The organism is Rhizocola hellebori (assembly GCF_016862955.1).
Taxonomy (GTDB): Bacteria; Actinomycetota; Actinomycetes; order Mycobacteriales; family Micromonosporaceae; genus Rhizocola; species Rhizocola hellebori.
Genome location: NZ_BONY01000067.1, coordinates 1 through 16,033 on the forward strand (window position 1 = coordinate 1; position 16,033 = coordinate 16,033).

Below are 16,033 nucleotides of genomic sequence, written 5' to 3' on the forward strand. Positions count from 1 at the left end.
CGCCAGAATTACAGCACGCCGCCCCCACCAATGTTGGCGGGGGCGGCGTTATTTGATCACAGCGCGCGCTTGTTGAGGAGGCGGTTGGGGGTTCCCGACAGTGAGCCGGTCACCACCCCGTTGCTGGCGTTGGCTGTGATCCAATTGTGGATGGTCGCCTGGCTCGCGTCACCGAAGGTGGCTTTGTAGAGCGCGGCGATGCCGGTTGCGTGCGGGGTGGCCATGGATGTTCCGTTGAACGATGCGGTACCCCCACCGGGAATCGTGGAAACGATGCCGGATCCAGGACCGTAGATGTCGACGCAGGGGCCGGTCGACGAGTAGCTTGCCCGCGCGTCGGTGGACGTGGTGGCCGCGACGGCGAGCGTGGCGGTGAGGTTGCGCGGCAAGCGATCGCACGAGTTGCCGCCGGTGTTTCCGGCCGAGGTGGCCAGGAAGACGCCCGCGTTCATCATGTTGGTCAGCGCGGTGGCCAGGCTTGAGCTGAAGCTGGCGTTCCACGACGTGTTCGCGACCGCGGGGGCGATCCTGTTGGCGGTCACCCAGTTCACCGCGGCGATGGCGGCCGACGTGGTGCCGCTTCCCGCGCAGTTGAGCCATTTCACGCCGTGCAGGCGCACGCCTTTGGCCACGCCGTAGGAGGCCGAGCCGATGGTGCCCGAAACATGGGTGCCGTGGTTGTTGCAGTCGGTGTTGGTGGTGTCGATCGCGTTGAAGTCGAAGGTCGCGCGACCGCCGAAGTTGGGATGGGTGGGGGCGACGCCGGTGTCAATGATATAGGCGTGCACGCCCGCACCTGTTGCGGTGTAAGTGTAGCTGGCCGACAGTGGCAGGTTCACCTGATCGATGCGATCGATGCCCCAGGCCGGCGGGTTGGTCTGCGTCGTGTCCAAAACGTTGGTGTGCCAGGCATCCTGCTCGATGGCGAGGACATCGGCGTTGTGCGACAACGCTTTCAGCTGTGCCTTGCTGAGCTTGACGGCAAAACCGTTGAGCGCCTTGCCGAAGCTGTGCTGGGGGCTAAGTTTGAGCGCCTTGATGGCGTTGCCGGTGTCCACACCGGTCTTCATCGACACGATGTAGGTGTCCGGGATCAGGGTGACGTCGGGTGCGGCGACGGGGGCGCTGACCGCGACCGGGGTGGCGCTGAAGGGACCACCGGCCCCGAGCGCTGGCGAGGGGGCAGCCAGAGTGGTGGCCGCGCTCGCGAGCGTGCTGACGGCCAGTGCGAGGAGGATTCGCTTCGATGGCATGGACAAGATTACATTCAAACCATGATACTAATCAATGGATAGACGCGATCGAACGCCTGTGTCAATCGCGAGGTAGGCTCGGGACATGACCGCGGCATTTCAAGGCTCGCTGCTCGACTTCGGGGAGGACATCCGCCCTGGTCAGCTCGGCGACTCGGTTCAGCGCACGGTGCTTGAGCAGGGCGCCTGGGTCGACTTTCGGCCGGGCTGGATGATCGGGGCCGACGCGCTCTTCCTCAAGCTGCTCGACGGTGTCCCCTGGCGGGCCGAGCGCCGCAAGATGTACGACCGGGTTGTCGATGTCCCGCGGCTGGTCAAGTTCTACGACGAAGATGAGGCCTTCCCCCATCCCGCCCTCGATGCCGCTAAACGCGCCCTCGACCTGCACTACGCGGCCGAGCTGGGTGAGCCCTTCCGCACCGCGGGCCTGTGCCTCTATCGCGACGGGCGCGACAGCGTCGCCTGGCATGGCGACCGGATAGGCCGGAGCAAGACCGAGGACACGATGGTCGCGATCGTCTCGGTGGGCGCACCGCGGGCCTTGGCGCTGCGGCCCAGCGGCGGCGGGCCGGCCCTGCGCTTCGAGCAGGGTCACGGTGACCTGCTCGTGATGGGCGGCTCGTGCCAGCGCACCTATGAGCACGCCGTCCCCAAGACCGCCCGGCCCACCGGCCCACGCATCAGCATCCAGTTCCGGGTTCGCGGAGTCCGCTGACCGGCGATCGTCGCGTCCACATGTATGCTTCGCTGGCTTTATCTGGGCGGAGCTGCCGTCGACACCGGCCATAGGGAATTCACGCGCATGACTGTCCGAGCTGATGATAAGACCGCTGAACGCTTCCAGCCGGCGGCGCACGTCGCGCCGGACACGTTCGCGAACAAGCTGTTGTTCAACGGCCGGATGCTGGCCGATTTCCAGCTCAAGACGATCCACCGGCACCTGAAGCGGTTCCTCCCGGGCGTCACCGGGACGATCGTGGACGTCGGCGCCGGGCAGAGCCCGTTCAAGCACCTGCTGCATAAGAAGGCCGCCCGGTACGTCGCGCTGGACATCTACACCGCAGACGACTTCGGCTACCGCAATCCCGACGTGGTGCAGTTTGACGGTCAGAGCATCCCGTTCGACGCCAATTCGGTCGATGCGGTGCTGTGCACAGAGGTCCTTGAGCATGTGGAGAACGCGCAGGCCCTCGTCAACGAGATGCACCGGATAGCCAAGCCCGGCGCACCCGTCGTGATCACCGTGCCGTGGTCCGCGCGCTACCACTACATTCCGCATGACTACCACCGGTTCACGCCGTCGCGGCTGGCGAACATGTTCGCCGGATTCTCCTCGGTGCGGGTGCAGCCGCGGGGCACCGACCTCACCGCGATCGCGTCGAAGATGATCGTGGCCTACCTGCGTTTGCTCAAACCTCGGTACAGGTTCTTGCTGCCGCTGACCCTGCTCTTCGCGCTGGCGTTCGCGCCCATGCTGGCGGTCGCGGTTCTCGTCGGGCACGCCTCGGTCCACCTGGGCATCGGCTCCCCCGATGACCCGCTGGGCTACACGGTCTGGGCCAAGAAGTAATGACAACCGGCGTCGCCGACCCCCAGGCTGTGACCGCACAAGAGAATCAGAAAGGCCAGGACCTCCGGGGCACGATGATTCGGGTGGGCGTGCAGTGCGCGCTCGCGGCCGGTTTCGTGATGGTCGCGGTGTTGCTGCGGGGCCAGCACCTTGGCAACGGTTACCCGCTGAACCCCGATGAAGCCGAGCTGATGGGTCAGGCTCGGGCCGCGATGCACTCCCCTGTCCCGTTCACCACCTGGACTACGGCGACCACCGGCCCGATCTGGGCGCTGTTTCTCGCCATGCTGGGGATGCTCGGCCTGCCGATGACGATGTTCGCCGCCCATTTCGTGGCGGCGGCGCTGGTCGGCGTGATGGGGTACCTGGGTTTCACCCTCGTCCGGCGGGTCACCGGCGCGTTCCTCAGCGCCGTGGTGACCCTGTTCTGGTGGCTGCCCTTCGTGCTTTCGCTGACCGGTGATCCGGTCAACCTGGCCGCGCTGAGCACCGAGCTGCTGCCCAGCGCGCTCATCTTGGGTGCCGCGTTGGTGCGCCCGGAGAGTCTGGCCAAACGCCCATGGTTGTTTGCGGTCACCGGTTTGCTCAGTGGGCTTGCCGTCGGCGCGAAGTACCAGGTGGCGCCGTTGGCGGTGGCCGTGCTGGCGATGCAGCTGGCGTTCCTGCCGCAGTTCCAATGGCGGCAAGCATGGCGAAACCTGGGCTGGTGGGCCGTCGGCGGGTTCGCGCCCGCGCTGATCCTCGGCGTGGCCATGCTGATCTCGCCCGATGTCTCGATGGTCGCGATCCAGCAGAACCTCACCTTTGTCTCCGAGTACTCGACCCGGGTGGGCCTCAACGGGCGCATCAGCAATTGGCGCGTGCTGGTCACCTCCATGCATCAGGTTCTGATGCTGCTTCTGGTGTGCTGGTTCGGCTCGCGTTCTGTGCCGCGGGTTCAGCTCTGGCGGGCGATCGTGGCGGGCGCCGGGCTGGTGGCTGTCTACCTCGGCGGGTTGGGCTTCGGCCACTACCTGATCTTCATGTACCCGGCCTTCGCCATCGCGCTCGCGCTGCCGCTGAAGCCCGGCGCGCAACTGGTGCCCCTCGCCAACCGGCCCATCCTGCGGCCGGCCCTGGTCATCTTCGTGGCGTTGGTTGCTTGGGTGGCGTCCTTCGGCGCGCCCACCCAGCTGCCCGAGACCGCGAGCGGTGACCAACTGGCCAACGTGTTCCGCCCGGACAGCCATCCACCGCAGGACCCGAAACTCGTCAGCGCGTGCCCGAAGGGCTCTGAGGTGCTGGTGTGGGGATGGGCTCCGGAGCTGTACATCATCTACAGCTGGAGCAACGCGGTTCCCTACATGAACCTCACCCTGTTGACCGATGCGCCGGCCAACCAGCCCTCGGGTCACGAGGTGATCCGCGAGGCCATCGAGCGCAAGTCCACGGCCTGCGTCGTCGACGCGGTGGGTAACCCTTTCTTCCACGTCAAACCGGAGCATTCCATCACCAAGGTGTACCCAGACCTGACCGCCGTGCTGACCACGCAATACCGGTCGGTGGGCGCGATCCACGCCTGCGAGAAATGCACCGTTTACGTTCGCGGCTGAATAAGCCGCTGACACAGACGCCATGACCTTCACCAGCGATGTAACATCCACGGCGCTGGCCATTCGATCCGTGAAGGGGGTGGAGTCATCGACGCTCGGGCCCTGGCGGAACGAATCCGTGTTCGGATCCTCCAATCTGCGTTCAACGCCTCTAAAGGCCACATAGGATCCGCTCTCTCCATCGCCGATATCGTCGCCGTCGTGGCGCCGCGGGTGAGAGGGCTGGGCACCCGCGACCCGGGACGCGACCGGTTCGTGCTGTCGAAGGGTCACGCCGCGATGGCGTGGTACGGCGCGCTGTGCGAGCTGCACGTGATCGACGACGAGCTGCATGCCACCTACGGCCAGGACGACTCGCTGCTGGGCACCCATCCCGACCCGGAGCTTCCCGGCGTTGACTTCATGACCGGCTCGCTGGGGCAGGGCCTGTCCTACGCCGTGGGTTCGGCGATGGCGGCCAATCTTTCCGGCAACCCGTGGTCGATCTATGTGGTGCTCAGCGACAGCGAGCTCGACGAGGGCGTCACCTGGGAGGCGGCGCTGATCGCGGCGCACCATCGCTGTTCCACCCTCACCGTCGTGCTCGACCTCAACGGCCAGCAGGCGCTCGGGTACACCCGGGATGTGCTGGACACCTCCGCCGCACCGGCCGCGTTCGCGGCGATGGGCTGGCATGTCAGCGAAGTCGATGGGCACGATGTCGATGCGCTCAACGCCGCCGTGTCGCTCGACGCCGAGGTGCTTGCGGGCCGGCCCCACCTGATCGTGGCGAAGACTTCCGCGGGCAAGGGCGTGCGCTTCATGGAGCGCCGCATCGAGTGGCATTACCTCCCGATGACGGAAGCGCAGTACACGTCGGCGCTGGCTGAGTTGGGAGAGACCCCCAGTGCGTAATGCGGCAATCAATGAGCTGGCCGAGCTTGCCAGGGCGGACAGCCGCATCATGCTGCTCACCGCCGACCTAGGCTTCGGCGTCCTCGACAACTTCGCGCGCGAGCTGCCCAAGCAGTTCGTCAACGTGGGCGTGGCCGAGCAGGCCATGGTCGGGGTGGCCACCGGCATGGCTGAGGCGGGCCTGCTGCCCTACTGCTATTCGATCGCCACCTTCTCCTTCCTGCGGCCGTTCGAGTTCATCCGCAACGGCCCGGTGGCACACCGCCTTCCGGTAACGATCATGGGTGTCGGCGCGGGGACTGACTACAGCTTCGACGGCATGACCCATTACGCCATCGAGGATCTGGCGATGGCGCGCTCGCAGCCGGGCTTGACGATCTACGCCCCGGTCACCGACGACGACGCCCGCGTGCTGGTCCGCGAGGCGGGCGAGCGGCCCGGCCCGGCCTACATCCGGTTGAACAGGCAGGGCTCGCCGCGGCCGTCGCAAGACATCCGGGCGGAGCAACCGCAGCAGACCGACGTTTTGGTGCTCGCGCTCGGCAACGGGCAAGAGCGGGCGCACGCCATCGCCGAGCGGGTCCACGATTCCGGGGTGCAGACGCGGGTGCTGTCGGTGCTGCGGTTCGACGAGCAGACCGCCGATGACCTCGCCGCGCATCTGGCGCAGGCCAAGGTTTGCCTCACCGTGGAAGACCACTACCAGGTGGGTGGGCTGGGGTCGGCGGCCGCCGATGTCATCGCCACCCGGGGCATCGGGGTGCGGCTGGTCAAGGATGCGATCGCCGCGCTGCCCGTGGGCAGGATCGGGTCGCCGCAATTTGTCATCAACAAGCTGCACCGCCCGGTGGACGACCTCGCCGCCGACCTGGTTTCCAGGCTCCCGTCCGTAAGGTGATCCAGATGGCTCTCCGCAGCACCGAACCCGCATTCGACCATGCCGCGATCCCTGGCCCGATCGCGGTTCTGGGCGCGGGCGGGTTCATTGGCGTGCATGTGCTCGACGCGCTCAGCGCCGGCCGCGACGATGTGATCGGCTTTGGCACCCGCGAAAACCCTTGGCGGCTCCAGATAGCGCAAGGTTTGCGCTACGAGACCGTGGGCGATCGGATTTCCGAGACCCTCGACCGGCATCGGCCCCGCACCATCATCAATCTCGCCGCGGCCGGCGCCTATCCGTTTCAATCCGATTCGCAACGCATCCCCGGCGTCAATCTCGGCATGGTGGACGAGCTGGCTCGGTGGGCCGCGAAGAACGATGCGGTGCTGGTACACGCCGGATCGTCATCGGAGTACGGCACCAACTGCGCCGGTCCGGCCGAGGACGCCGTCGCCGCACCCAACAGTCTTTACGCCATCACCAAACTGGGCGCGACTCAACTGCTGGAGAACTTCGCGGGCCGCAACGAGTTGCGGGCACGCGTGTTGCGGCTCTACTCCATCTACGGGCCGCTGGAGGAGCCGCGTCGGCTGGTTCCCGAGATTGTGCGCCGGGTGCGGCGGGCAGAGTTGCCAGACTTCGCCGACCCGAAGACCACCCGTGATTTCGTGTTCATCGACGATGTGGTGGATGCCTTTGTGGCTGCGGCCCATTCCGCCCACAACACGCTTGAGCCCGCGTTCCGCGTTTACAACGTGGCCAGCGGTCAGGCCACCTCGATGCAGGACGTCGCCCGCACCATCGGCGACGAGTTCGGCATCGTGCAGGAGCCGGTTTTCTCAGCGGTGCAAAGGGATTGGGACCTTTCCGACTGGTACGGCAACCCGCGCCGCATAGACGCCGAGCTAGGCTGGCGGGCCCGAGTCGCGTTCCGCGACGGGCTTCGCCTCACCGAGCAGTGGTACAAAGTGGACGGTCGAGGCACCCTCCTCGACGACAGCTATTCCGCCGCGCTACCGCAACAGGCAGAGCCGGCCCGCCGCCGCAAAGTCTCGGCGGTCATCGCGTGTTACAAAGACGGCCAGGCGATCCCTTACATGCATCGCCGGCTCACCGACATGTTCGTCAAGTGCGGTGTCGATTACGAAATCATCTTCGTCAACGACGCCAGCCCCGACGACTCGGCCGAGGTCATCCTGAACCTGTCCCGCGACGACGAACACGTCATCGGCATAACACATCGCCGCAACTTCGGTTCGCAATTTGCTTTTGTCAGCGGCATGAAGCAAGCCACCGGCGATGCTGTCGTGCTGCTCGACGGCGACCTGCAAGACCCGCCCGAGCTGATCGAAAAGTTCATCGAGAAGTGGAACGAGGGCTGGGAAGTCGTTTACGGCCACCGGGTCGACCGGGACGCGCCCTGGTACATGAGAATCGCTTATCGCAGTTTCTATCGGCTGTTCAATCGTTCCGCGTCTTTCAAAGTGCCGACCGACGCCGGTGATTTCTCGCTGATGGATCGTCGGGTGGTGGACCATCTGCTGCAGTTCCCGGAGCGCGACATGTTCCTGCGGGCGCTGCGCGCCTACGTCGGCGGCAAGCAGACCGGCGTGGATTACGTGCGCCCCGAGCGGATGTTCGGCACCTCCACCAACAATCTGATGAAGAATGTCGGCTGGGCCACCAAGGGCATCCTGGCGGTGAGCCGGGTGCCGCTGTCGCTGATGAGCACGATCGGCGCGGTGTTCTTCGGGCTGTCGATGCTGGCGCTGCTGATCCAGGTCGGCTACAAGATGATCAAGCCGGACATCGCCCCGCACGGCATCACGATGCTGATCACGCTGGTGGTTTTCCTCGGCTCGCTCAACCTGCTGGCCATTTCCATCGTCGGTGCCTATGTCGGCACCATCCTCGAGGAGACCAAGCGAAGGCCGCGTTTCCTTCGTGACAGCCTCATCCGCTCCGGCCAGGTGCACCTGTCCCAGGCCGACGGCCACGACCTTCCCGCCTTCACTCCGGCCGCGGCAGCAGAGGTGTTTCGCTAGCGGGTGCGTAGGTGCAGAGCGACGCCGACGCCGATGACGCTTGCGGCTGCGGCGGCCAGTGCGCAGGTGACGATGCCGGTGATTCCGGGGCGCAGCACCAGGACCGCGGTGGTGAACCCGGCGGCGACCACCCACAGCGGGGCCGCCGGTGACTTGGCGCCGCCGGCGACCTGAGCGTTGGTGAGCACGAAAACGATGGCGTAGAGCGCCCCCAGCGCGGCAAAAGCGGGCGCGTACCCGGCCAGATGCACGTAGGCCTCGCCACCGGCGGCCCGCATTGCCAGCGGACCGAGCAGGGCGGTGCCCGCGACCAGCAGCGCTCCGAAAGCGGTCACTGCCAACACAGCCAGCTTGCGGCTGTTGCGCACGTCGCGGGCGAAGTAGGGCAGCGCCATCACGGTGATCACGCCGGGCGCCCAGATCGCGCCCTTGGTCAGCACGTTGAGAACCGCGTACTCGGCCGAGTTGACGTCGGGCAGCAGGTACCGGGCGGCAATGAGATCGGCGTAGGACAGCACGAAAAGCGCAAGCGTGGCACTGCCCGCGGCCCAAACCTCGCGGCTCAGCATCGGCGGCGGCTCCGCCAGGTCGACAGGCGGCGGCAGCAACGGCCGGATGGCCGCGGTCGCGAGCACAGAGACGGCAGCGCCCAGGGCCACCATGCCCACGAGGTCAAACCCGGCCAGCAACCCGGCGATGATGCCGCCGCAGCGCGTTATGCCCAGCAGCACCATGCCGAGTGCGAGCCGGGAGAAGCGCATGCTGCCCTGCAGCACCCCGAGCCAGCCCGAAGCGACGGTGACCGCGGCGACGGTGACCGCCGCGAACGGCACCACCTGCCAGGGCAGCCGCAACGTGTGGGAGAGCACGGGTGTCAGCAGCAGCAGTGGAATCACTGTCGCCGCGACCGCGAGCAGGATCAGCCGGTTGAGCCGGTGCACGGCCCCATGCTTGGCCCGGCCGACCGCCACCGCCATCTGCAAACCCAACGCGGGCACCGAGGCGATGGCCAGGATCGCCATCACCGTGGCGATCGCGCTGAGGTTGCCGGCGTCGAGCTTGCGGGCCCCAAAAAGCGGGACCAGGTAGGCGAGAAAATTCGCCACCACGGTCGCGGCGGCCACGGCAATGCCCGCGCGGCCCAGCTGGGCCGCGCGGTTGGGCACCTTTTCGGCAACATTCGCAGTCATGTGCCGGAAAGGCTAACACCCGGGTTTACGGCCGCTTGGGTATGAAGGGGTGGATCTCGTCGGCACCTTCCTGAACCACTCCCCAATGCGCCTCCGGCACGGCGTTCCAAGCGCCGGGAAGGTCGCCGAGCGGCTCCGACACGATCAGCCGCGTCTCGTCGGAGATGCCCTGCAGCATCGGGTTGTCCGGGTGCAACCTGCGCAAGTCCTCGACGTCGGTGCTGAAGAACAGCGACCGGCTGTTGTGCACGGAGGAGTATCTGACCGCCCAGAGCCTTTCGCCGTCGGAGGTGGCGATAGTCATCTGGAGCGGGTTCTCCACCCCGTGCCGGTGGCCCACGTCCTCGATGAAACCGGCCATCTGCTCGATGGCTATGGGCGGATCGTCGCGCAGGCCGAAGGTGAGCGCGAGATAGAACATCGCTTCGGAGTCGGTCGATCCCTCGATGTCTGGAAACAGGTCGGGGTCGATGGCCAGCATGATGTCGCGCTTCACCTTGTGGTAGTCGGCGATCATGCCGTTGTGCATCCAGAGCCAGTTTTCGAAGCGGAACGGGTGACAGTTGCTCTCCTGCACCGGGGTCCCGGTCGATGCCCTGATATGGGCCAGAAACAGCGGTGACCGCACACTTGCGGCCACCTCGCGAAGATTCCGGCTGCCCCACGCTGGGCCGATGCCCTTGAGCGTGCCCGGGCGCTGGCCGTCGGCGGGCAGATACCAGCCCACGCCGTAGCCGTCGCCATTGGTGGTTTCCACGCCCAGCCGCGAATGCAAACTCTGATCGATCAGCGAGTGCGTCGGCTTGTACAGCAATTCCTCAAGCAAAATCGGGGATCCTGAATACGCCATCCAGCGGCACATGAGCTGAGCGTAACCCCGTGCTCGATGCCCCGACCGGGCTTCGAGAAAACGCGACCCGGCACATGGGTACCGGGTCGCGTCTCGCCACTTAGTCGGTGGCCCGCACCGCCTGCACGATGACATCGGTGACCACGTTCGGCCGGGTGATGAGCGAGAGATGGCCCGCCTTCACCTCGGTGATCGTGGAACCCGCCCGCTCAGCCATGCTCCGCTGGGCCGTCGGAGTGATGATCTGGTCCTGCGTGCCAAGCACATACCAGGACGGGATGCTCGCCCAGGCCGGAACGCCCGACGGCACGTTGCCCGCGCTGAACGCGATCGGGCGCTGGGCCGCATACAGAGTCAGCGCCTTCTCACGCGGAACCCCGGTCGCGAACGACGTCAAGAAGAGGTTCTTCTTCAGGTAGAGGTCCACATCTCCGGGAGGTGCGCCCGGATAGGGGACGAAGTCGAACAGGGTCGTCGGATCTCCGTTGAGCACGGAATCCGCGCCGGCCAGCGGGAAGACCGTCTCACCCTCGGCCGGGGCGAACGCGTCCACGTAGACGAGTGCTTTGACGTTGGCGTTTCCGGTGGCCGCGTTGGTGATTACCGCGCCGCCGTAGGAGTGCCCGACCAGCACGATGGGGCCGGTCAGGGTCGACAGGAAGTCGGCGATCGTCTCGGCGTCGGTGGTCAGGTTGCGCAGGTTGTTAGGTGGCACTCGTACCGGGTACCCGGCCTTCTGAAGACGCTGGGTGACGGCATCCCAGGACGAGCCGTCGGCCCAGGCCCCGTGCACAAGCACGATCGTCGGCTTGGGTGAGCCGGGGTAGACGGCGGCCGCGTTTGCGGACGGCAGCAGCATGGGCAGCATGGCCGCGAGCACGGCCAGAATCGCCCAGCGGGCACGCCGTCTGGGTTGGGGGACAAGGGACTTCAGCAACTAGGCCTCCTCGGTTGCGGGGCTGCCCGCGTTCGGGCCATCCGAACGCTCTGTAGTCGAAAAATCGCAGCCCGTAGCTACAACGAGGATGGCGGCGATACGGATCGATGCTCGCCGACTATCCAAATGGTCAGCGCTATCCCGCTGACGAAAATGACGGAAAATATGCCGAGCCCGTATAGCTGACCGGGAAACATCCCCACGTCCGGGAAATTGGCGGCCAGCTTCGCGCCGTAGCCCGCAAGCGCGGCAAGGACAACGACAGCCACCACCGCCGTAAACCGCCACCTTCGCCGCGCCGCCATCGTCACGACGCCGGCCACCAGGATTGCACCCACCGCAAGGCCGATCGCGTAGATGCTCAAGCCCGGCTGCGGATCCGAGGCGAGGCGCAGCGGCGGAACGTAATAGCAGCACCCTTCTCCGGAAGCCGGGGACCCTAGGCGGCGCCACTCGCCTTTCACGTTCCGGTAGAGCAAGCCGTCGCGCCCGTTGGCGACAAACACCACGTGGCCCGTCGCTGCCTGGTGCACCACCACATACTTCGACGCCAGATGTTCCGCCGGATCGCCCACGTCCGGGTAGCCCTCCAGGAGCACCTGGTAGTCCTCCCCGCTCACCTCCCATGCCACCTGGTAGGTCGCCCCACCGTCCTGGCTCGCCTCCACCCGCATCGCGGTCTTCGCCACGCGATAACACGTCTGGCCCGCGCATCCGGTCGTGGACGCCGTGACGTCAAGGCCGGTGTCACCAGCTTCCCTGCCAAGCGCTTCGCCTGAGTCGTCAATCAGCCACTGCGCCTCTTGCCCGTGCTCCAGCACATAGATGACTACGGTGCCGGTGCGGGTGCCTTGAGTCACCGCCAGCACCTCGTGGACAGATTCCAGGCTCCTAACACGACTATTGCCGCTCACATGAGACAGCCCGACGCAGGTCCCCGCGAGCACCGCCAGCAACGCCGGCACGTGCCACCATTTGCGCATTCGGCCATGGTCGCAGCCGCCGATAACAACTAGAGTTCCGAGCCGACACGGTCGGGCCGCGACCGCACGCTGGAAGGGCAAGCATGACGAGACAGCCACGACCGGCCGAGGTGACCGCAGCCGTCGTCCTGCTGGCAGCGGAGGCTGCCTTCCAGGTGGCCAATGCGATCGCCTCGGCTATCACCGCAGGCCCGGTCATCCGCGTCTACCAGCGCTACGCGATCGACGAGGTCGGCGCGCGCCACGCCTGGATCGTGGACAACAACTACACCGGGATCATCTGGCAGGCGGGCGTCCTCGCCGTTGCCTTCAGCGTTCTGGCGATATTCCTCCTGCGCGGTTCGAACATCGCCCGCGTCCTGACTTGGGTCCTGTGCATTCCGGTGCTTGGCCTCAACCTGCTGGGTTTCACCGGTGGCACATCGACGCCCTTGGGCAGCAACGGCAACCTTTCTTCACCCACCACCGAGCTTGCCCTTGCGGTGGCGCAGGAGGCTCCCGCCTGGGCCGCGCCCTATGCCGTCGCCGAGGGCGTCATCTCCATTGCCTTACTCATCTCGGTCATCATCCTGCTTTTGCGGCCGCCCGCCCGGAGATACACACTCGGGCTACGCTGACAGGTATGTCCGATATAGCAGTCTTGCCGGATAGCGGGGAAGCGGCCGGCTTTTCCTATCGCGTGGATTACCGGCCGGCTTACGCGGTCGCGAACATCGCCTTGGCGGATGGGCAATCGATCAAGACCGAGGCCGGCGCGATGGTGAGCATGAGCGCCAACCTTGAACTCGACTCGAAGATGGAGGGCGGGCTCTGGTCGGCGGTGAAGCGCAGTGTGGGTGGCCGCAGCGCGTTTGTGTCGACCTACACCGCGCGGGGTGGCGTTGGCGAGCTCATGCTGGCGCCGGGTTCGCCCGGCGACATTGTCGCGCTGCGGCTGACCGATGAGACCGTGAACATCGCGGCGTCGAGCTATCTGGCCAGCGATCCGACGCTGGAGGTGGACACCGACTGGGGTGGCGCGAAAGCCTTCTTCGCCAGTAAGAGCATGTTCGTGCTCCAGGTCAGGGGCAGCGGGGTTCAGTTCGTGACCGCTTTCGGCACGCTGCATCCGAAGCAACTTGCCGCCGGCGAACGATACGTGGTGGACACAGGCCACCTGATCGCATGGCATGCCGACATGCAGTATTCGATCCGCAAGGTGACCAAGAGCCTGTTCAGATCGATGACGTCAGGCGAGGTTCTGGTCGCGGAGTTCACCGGGCCGGGCCGGCTGCTGCTGCAAACCCGAAACCTGAATGCCTTCGCCGATGCACTGATCCCCTTCTTGCCCGACAAGGGATCCGGGGTGTCCATCGGCGAAGACAACTGATCTGCGTATCAGTATTCAGTCTTGACGGTTACCGCGCTGCAAGCGCTGACCCCATAAAGGCTTATATAGTGGTACCCGCTTCGCGGACTCGCGATCGTCAAGACCTCGCTGTTGCCCGCGTTGGTGGAGCGGCTCGTGTAGCTGGTGGTGGTCGCCCACGAGCTCGCGTTGTAGTAGAGGTCGCAGTTTCCGCTGCCGCCGCTGACCGTGATACGCAGCTGGGTCGTGCCTGCGGGGATCAGGATGTAAAGGTAGTCGAGCTGGCCGGTTGCCGCAGAACGGTTGCTGCGCTGGCAGTTCCTGTCCAACGCGCGGATGTCGGCGCCGGTGCACTCCGGCAGCGTGGTCCCGCCGCCGGAAACGGTGACTGATTGGGTCGTGCTGGCGCTTACCCCGCGATTGTCCGTGACCGTGAGCCTGACGCTGTAAGTTCCTGCCGTGGCATAGGTTTTCGGCGGGTTGGTGGCGGTCGAGGTGGTGCCGTCGCCGAAGGTCCAGGACCGGGAGGCGATCGTGCCGTCCGGGTCGGTCGAGCGGTCGGTGAACGAGGCCGTCAAACCGCTTGTGGTGAAGGTAAAACTCGCGCTCGGCGGTTGGTTGGTGGTGCCGCCTCCGCAATTACCGGCCGCGCATTGGCTGAGCCAGTTGTACCAGTCGGTGTCGTAACGGCTGCCGATGGTGCTCGTGAGATAGGTGCGGGCGGCGTTGTAGTTGCCCGAGCGGTAGTAGCCCAGCACCGTGGTCATGTCGGAGCGATGCGACTGCATCATGTAGCGCACCGCCAGGTAACCCCAGCGGTAGATCCGGGTCGTGTCGTGACTGTAGGTCGTGCTGAACAAAGTGCTAAGCGCATAGGTGCGCTTTCCCGCTTCGGTTATCGCTGCGCTGTAGGTCAGGTTCCGATACGAGTAGGAGACGTATTCGGCGAACCCTTCGATCCACCAGATGGTAGGAGTGGTGATGTTCGCGTCGAAGTCGCCATACATGTCGAACCGGCCGTCGAGATAATGCGTGTACTCATGGTTCAGGTTCCAGATCTCGAAGGTGGGCCGCAGCCACTCCGCCTCGTAGGCGATGAACCGCGCTTGGCTGTTCACGTCGGCCGGATTGCCTTCCAGATACATGCCGCCGTTGTTGGTGTCGATGCCGAATATCGCCCCGGCATAGGTTTGATAGTCGGTGCTGGAGTTGAAGACCACGACTTCGAGATCGGTGTTGAAATCGTTAGCCACCGGCCCTGGATCGGCGACCACACCGTGGAAGTAGGAGTCCTGGCTGAGCATGCTGCTGCACGCCCACGACAGCTCCGACGCGGTCATCTGCTGCGCCCGGATCCGCAACGTCGAGGCGCAGGTGTGATTGATCGGCAGCACCTCGGCGGCCAGACGGGCTTGCAGGTCGCAGGTGCCGTAATACGCGCAGTTGGCCTTGTCGTAGGAGTCGGTCATCTCGGCGACGCCCACCCACAGCGGCGCTGTCGCACCTTGAATCGACGACAGGTTCAGCAGCCCTCGCACCAGCGGCCTCACTGTGGCCTGCATCGCCGCGTGCTGCAGGAACCGGCCCAGCTCTCTCCCGGCGTTGGACACCAGGTAGCTCTGCTCGCCGGACAGCATGCTCAGATGCCCGGAAGCGAACGCGTACAACGTGTCCAGCACACTGCGATCGGCCTGCACCGCGGTGACGAACGCCGGCACCTGGTGGCCGCGGAACAGCACGGTGTAGACGTTGTTCACGGCATTGAGCATCCACCACGACGCGTCGTATGAGCCGTTGTAGCCGTTGAGCATTCGCTTCACAACAGACAGATAACGGGCGTTCTGTTCCGCGCTGTCAATGAGCGTGATGGCTTCCGAAAGCGTCTCGCCGTTGGCGTCGCTGACGTCAAACGCATGCTGGCTGGCAAAGAAGCTGTCCAACCCGGAGCGGATGGCCGTCTCCAGCGTCGGCCCGTAGTTCCCGACCGTGGCTGCGTTGTACCAATGCACGTAGTAGCCGGCGCGCAGATACAAGACCAGCTGCGCGGTGCCGGTCGTGTTGTTTCCCGGGTAAGCGGATCCGTTGTCCCGCAACCCATAGGCCACACTCGCCATCTGTGCCTCACGGAAAGCGTTGTAGGCATCCGATCCGGTCAGACTGAACAGCGTGTTGACACACTCAGTCGTGGAAGCCTTGATCTGAGCGACCAGCGCCGATCCTGTGCGGCTGGTGAAGTCACTGACGGCACAGGCCGCCAGCTGCGGAGTGGCCACCGCCTGATCGTCGTAACTGCGCCGCAACTGATCCTTTGTGGATGGCAGCGGCGCGCGATCCTCCATCGCCACCGCCTTCCGGCTGCCGTGATCGCTCCGCGCCGCGGGCGGCTTCGGCTTCACGTCGACGGCCGCCGCGGGCGTGGACGCGATCGCACCGAAAGCGGCGGCCATCGTCAGTACCAGCAAAATAATTGGTCTTAAGCTCTTGGGCATGT

At 65.6% G+C, this 16,033-nt stretch carries 14 protein-coding genes; 8 read left to right on the forward strand and 6 right to left on the reverse strand.

What is annotated here, in order from left to right:
* Nucleotides 1-56: 56 nt before the first annotated feature.
* The gene (locus Rhe02_RS36935; protein ID WP_203913117.1) at nucleotides 57-1,253 is read right to left on the reverse strand and encodes a S8 family peptidase; all 1,197 of its coding nucleotides are present in this window, start codon (nucleotides 1,251-1,253) and stop codon (nucleotides 57-59) included.
* Between the two features lie 85 nt (nucleotides 1,254-1,338).
* On the opposite strand from Rhe02_RS36935, the gene Rhe02_RS36940 reads away from it, so the two are divergent.
* The 6 genes from Rhe02_RS36940 (at nucleotide 1,339) to Rhe02_RS36965 (ending at nucleotide 8,234) form a co-directional block, all read left to right on the forward strand.
* Nucleotides 1,339-1,968 carry an alpha-ketoglutarate-dependent dioxygenase AlkB gene (locus tag Rhe02_RS36940; RefSeq protein ID WP_203913118.1) on the forward strand — a complete coding sequence of 210 codons (630 nt, stop codon included), beginning with the start codon at nucleotides 1,339-1,341 and terminating at the stop codon, nucleotides 1,966-1,968.
* An 87-nt stretch (nucleotides 1,969-2,055) separates the two neighbouring features.
* Nucleotides 2,056-2,823, forward strand: a complete 768-nt coding sequence (locus Rhe02_RS36945; protein ID WP_203913119.1) for a class I SAM-dependent methyltransferase — start codon at nucleotides 2,056-2,058, stop codon at nucleotides 2,821-2,823.
* Entirely contained in the window at nucleotides 2,823-4,415 is a 1,593-nt protein-coding gene (locus Rhe02_RS36950; RefSeq protein ID WP_203913120.1) for a glycosyltransferase family protein, read from the forward strand. The genes Rhe02_RS36945 and Rhe02_RS36950 overlap by 1 nt, the downstream gene beginning before the upstream one ends.
* A 102-nt stretch (nucleotides 4,416-4,517) precedes the next feature.
* Entirely contained in the window at nucleotides 4,518-5,309 is a 792-nt protein-coding gene (locus Rhe02_RS36955) for a transketolase (RefSeq protein WP_275412674.1), read from the forward strand.
* A complete protein-coding gene (locus Rhe02_RS36960) occupies nucleotides 5,302-6,207 on the forward strand; it encodes a transketolase family protein (RefSeq protein WP_203913121.1) in 906 nt (301 codons plus the stop codon). The genes Rhe02_RS36955 and Rhe02_RS36960 overlap by 8 nt, the downstream gene beginning before the upstream one ends.
* Nucleotides 6,208-6,212: 5 nt before the next feature.
* Nucleotides 6,213-8,234: an NAD-dependent epimerase/dehydratase family protein gene (locus Rhe02_RS36965; RefSeq protein ID WP_203913122.1), complete on the forward strand. Its 2,022-nt coding sequence runs from the start codon at nucleotides 6,213-6,215 to the stop codon at nucleotides 8,232-8,234.
* On the opposite strand, the gene Rhe02_RS36970 is transcribed toward Rhe02_RS36965, so the two are convergent.
* The 4 genes from Rhe02_RS36970 to Rhe02_RS36985 all read right to left on the reverse strand — a co-directional run bounded on the left by Rhe02_RS36970 (nucleotide 8,231) and on the right by Rhe02_RS36985 (nucleotide 12,194).
* Entirely contained in the window at nucleotides 8,231-9,424 is a 1,194-nt protein-coding gene (locus tag Rhe02_RS36970) for an MATE family efflux transporter (protein WP_203913123.1), read from the reverse strand. The genes Rhe02_RS36965 and Rhe02_RS36970 overlap by 4 nt on opposite strands.
* A gap of 25 nt (nucleotides 9,425-9,449) precedes the next feature.
* Nucleotides 9,450-10,250 (reverse strand): class II glutamine amidotransferase, encoded by an 801-nt coding sequence (locus Rhe02_RS36975; protein WP_239124291.1) that lies wholly within the window; start codon nucleotides 10,248-10,250, stop codon nucleotides 9,450-9,452.
* Between the two features lie 124 nt (nucleotides 10,251-10,374).
* A complete protein-coding gene (locus Rhe02_RS36980) occupies nucleotides 10,375-11,211 on the reverse strand; it encodes an alpha/beta fold hydrolase (RefSeq protein ID WP_239124292.1) in 837 nt (278 codons plus the stop codon).
* 77 nt (nucleotides 11,212-11,288) lie between these two features.
* Entirely contained in the window at nucleotides 11,289-12,194 is a 906-nt protein-coding gene (locus Rhe02_RS36985; protein ID WP_203913125.1) for a hypothetical protein, read from the reverse strand.
* Between the two features lie 83 nt (nucleotides 12,195-12,277).
* Here Rhe02_RS36985 and Rhe02_RS36990 point away from each other — a divergent pair, with 83 nt between their 5' ends.
* Both Rhe02_RS36990 and Rhe02_RS36995 read left to right on the forward strand, forming a co-directional pair.
* Nucleotides 12,278-12,811 (forward strand): hypothetical protein, encoded by a 534-nt coding sequence (locus tag Rhe02_RS36990; RefSeq protein WP_203913126.1) that lies wholly within the window; start codon nucleotides 12,278-12,280, stop codon nucleotides 12,809-12,811.
* A 5-nt stretch (nucleotides 12,812-12,816) separates the two neighbouring features.
* Nucleotides 12,817-13,563: a TIGR00266 family protein gene (locus Rhe02_RS36995; protein ID WP_203913127.1), complete on the forward strand. Its 747-nt coding sequence runs from the start codon at nucleotides 12,817-12,819 to the stop codon at nucleotides 13,561-13,563.
* 8 nt (nucleotides 13,564-13,571) lie between these two features.
* Here the strand turns inward: Rhe02_RS36995 and Rhe02_RS37000 are convergent, their stop codons facing one another.
* Nucleotides 13,572-16,031, reverse strand: coding sequence for a collagenase (locus Rhe02_RS37000; RefSeq protein ID WP_203913128.1), 2,460 nt, complete (start codon nucleotides 16,029-16,031; stop codon nucleotides 13,572-13,574).
* Nucleotides 16,032-16,033 lie beyond the last annotated feature (2 nt).

What these genes read in the sequence shown, in the direction of transcription:
- Rhe02_RS36935 (WP_203913117.1), bottom strand. Translation starts at nt 1,253, where the DNA reads ATGCCATCGAAGCGAATCCTCCTCGCACTGGCCGTCAGCACGCTCGCG.
- Rhe02_RS36940 (WP_203913118.1), top strand. Translation starts at nt 1,339, where the DNA reads ATGACCGCGGCATTTCAAGGCTCGCTGCTCGACTTCGGGGAGGACATC.
- Rhe02_RS36945 (WP_203913119.1), top strand. Translation starts at nt 2,056, where the DNA reads ATGACTGTCCGAGCTGATGATAAGACCGCTGAACGCTTCCAGCCGGCG.
- Rhe02_RS36950 (WP_203913120.1), top strand. Translation starts at nt 2,823, where the DNA reads ATGACAACCGGCGTCGCCGACCCCCAGGCTGTGACCGCACAAGAGAAT.
- Rhe02_RS36965 (WP_203913122.1), top strand. Translation starts at nt 6,213, where the DNA reads ATGGCTCTCCGCAGCACCGAACCCGCATTCGACCATGCCGCGATCCCT.
- Rhe02_RS36970 (WP_203913123.1), bottom strand. Translation starts at nt 9,424, where the DNA reads ATGACTGCGAATGTTGCCGAAAAGGTGCCCAACCGCGCGGCCCAGCTG.
- Rhe02_RS36985 (WP_203913125.1), bottom strand. Translation starts at nt 12,194, where the DNA reads ATGCGCAAATGGTGGCACGTGCCGGCGTTGCTGGCGGTGCTCGCGGGG.
- Rhe02_RS36990 (WP_203913126.1), top strand. Translation starts at nt 12,278, where the DNA reads ATGACGAGACAGCCACGACCGGCCGAGGTGACCGCAGCCGTCGTCCTG.
- Rhe02_RS36995 (WP_203913127.1), top strand. Translation starts at nt 12,817, where the DNA reads ATGTCCGATATAGCAGTCTTGCCGGATAGCGGGGAAGCGGCCGGCTTT.
- Rhe02_RS37000 (WP_203913128.1), bottom strand. Translation starts at nt 16,031, where the DNA reads ATGCCCAAGAGCTTAAGACCAATTATTTTGCTGGTACTGACGATGGCC.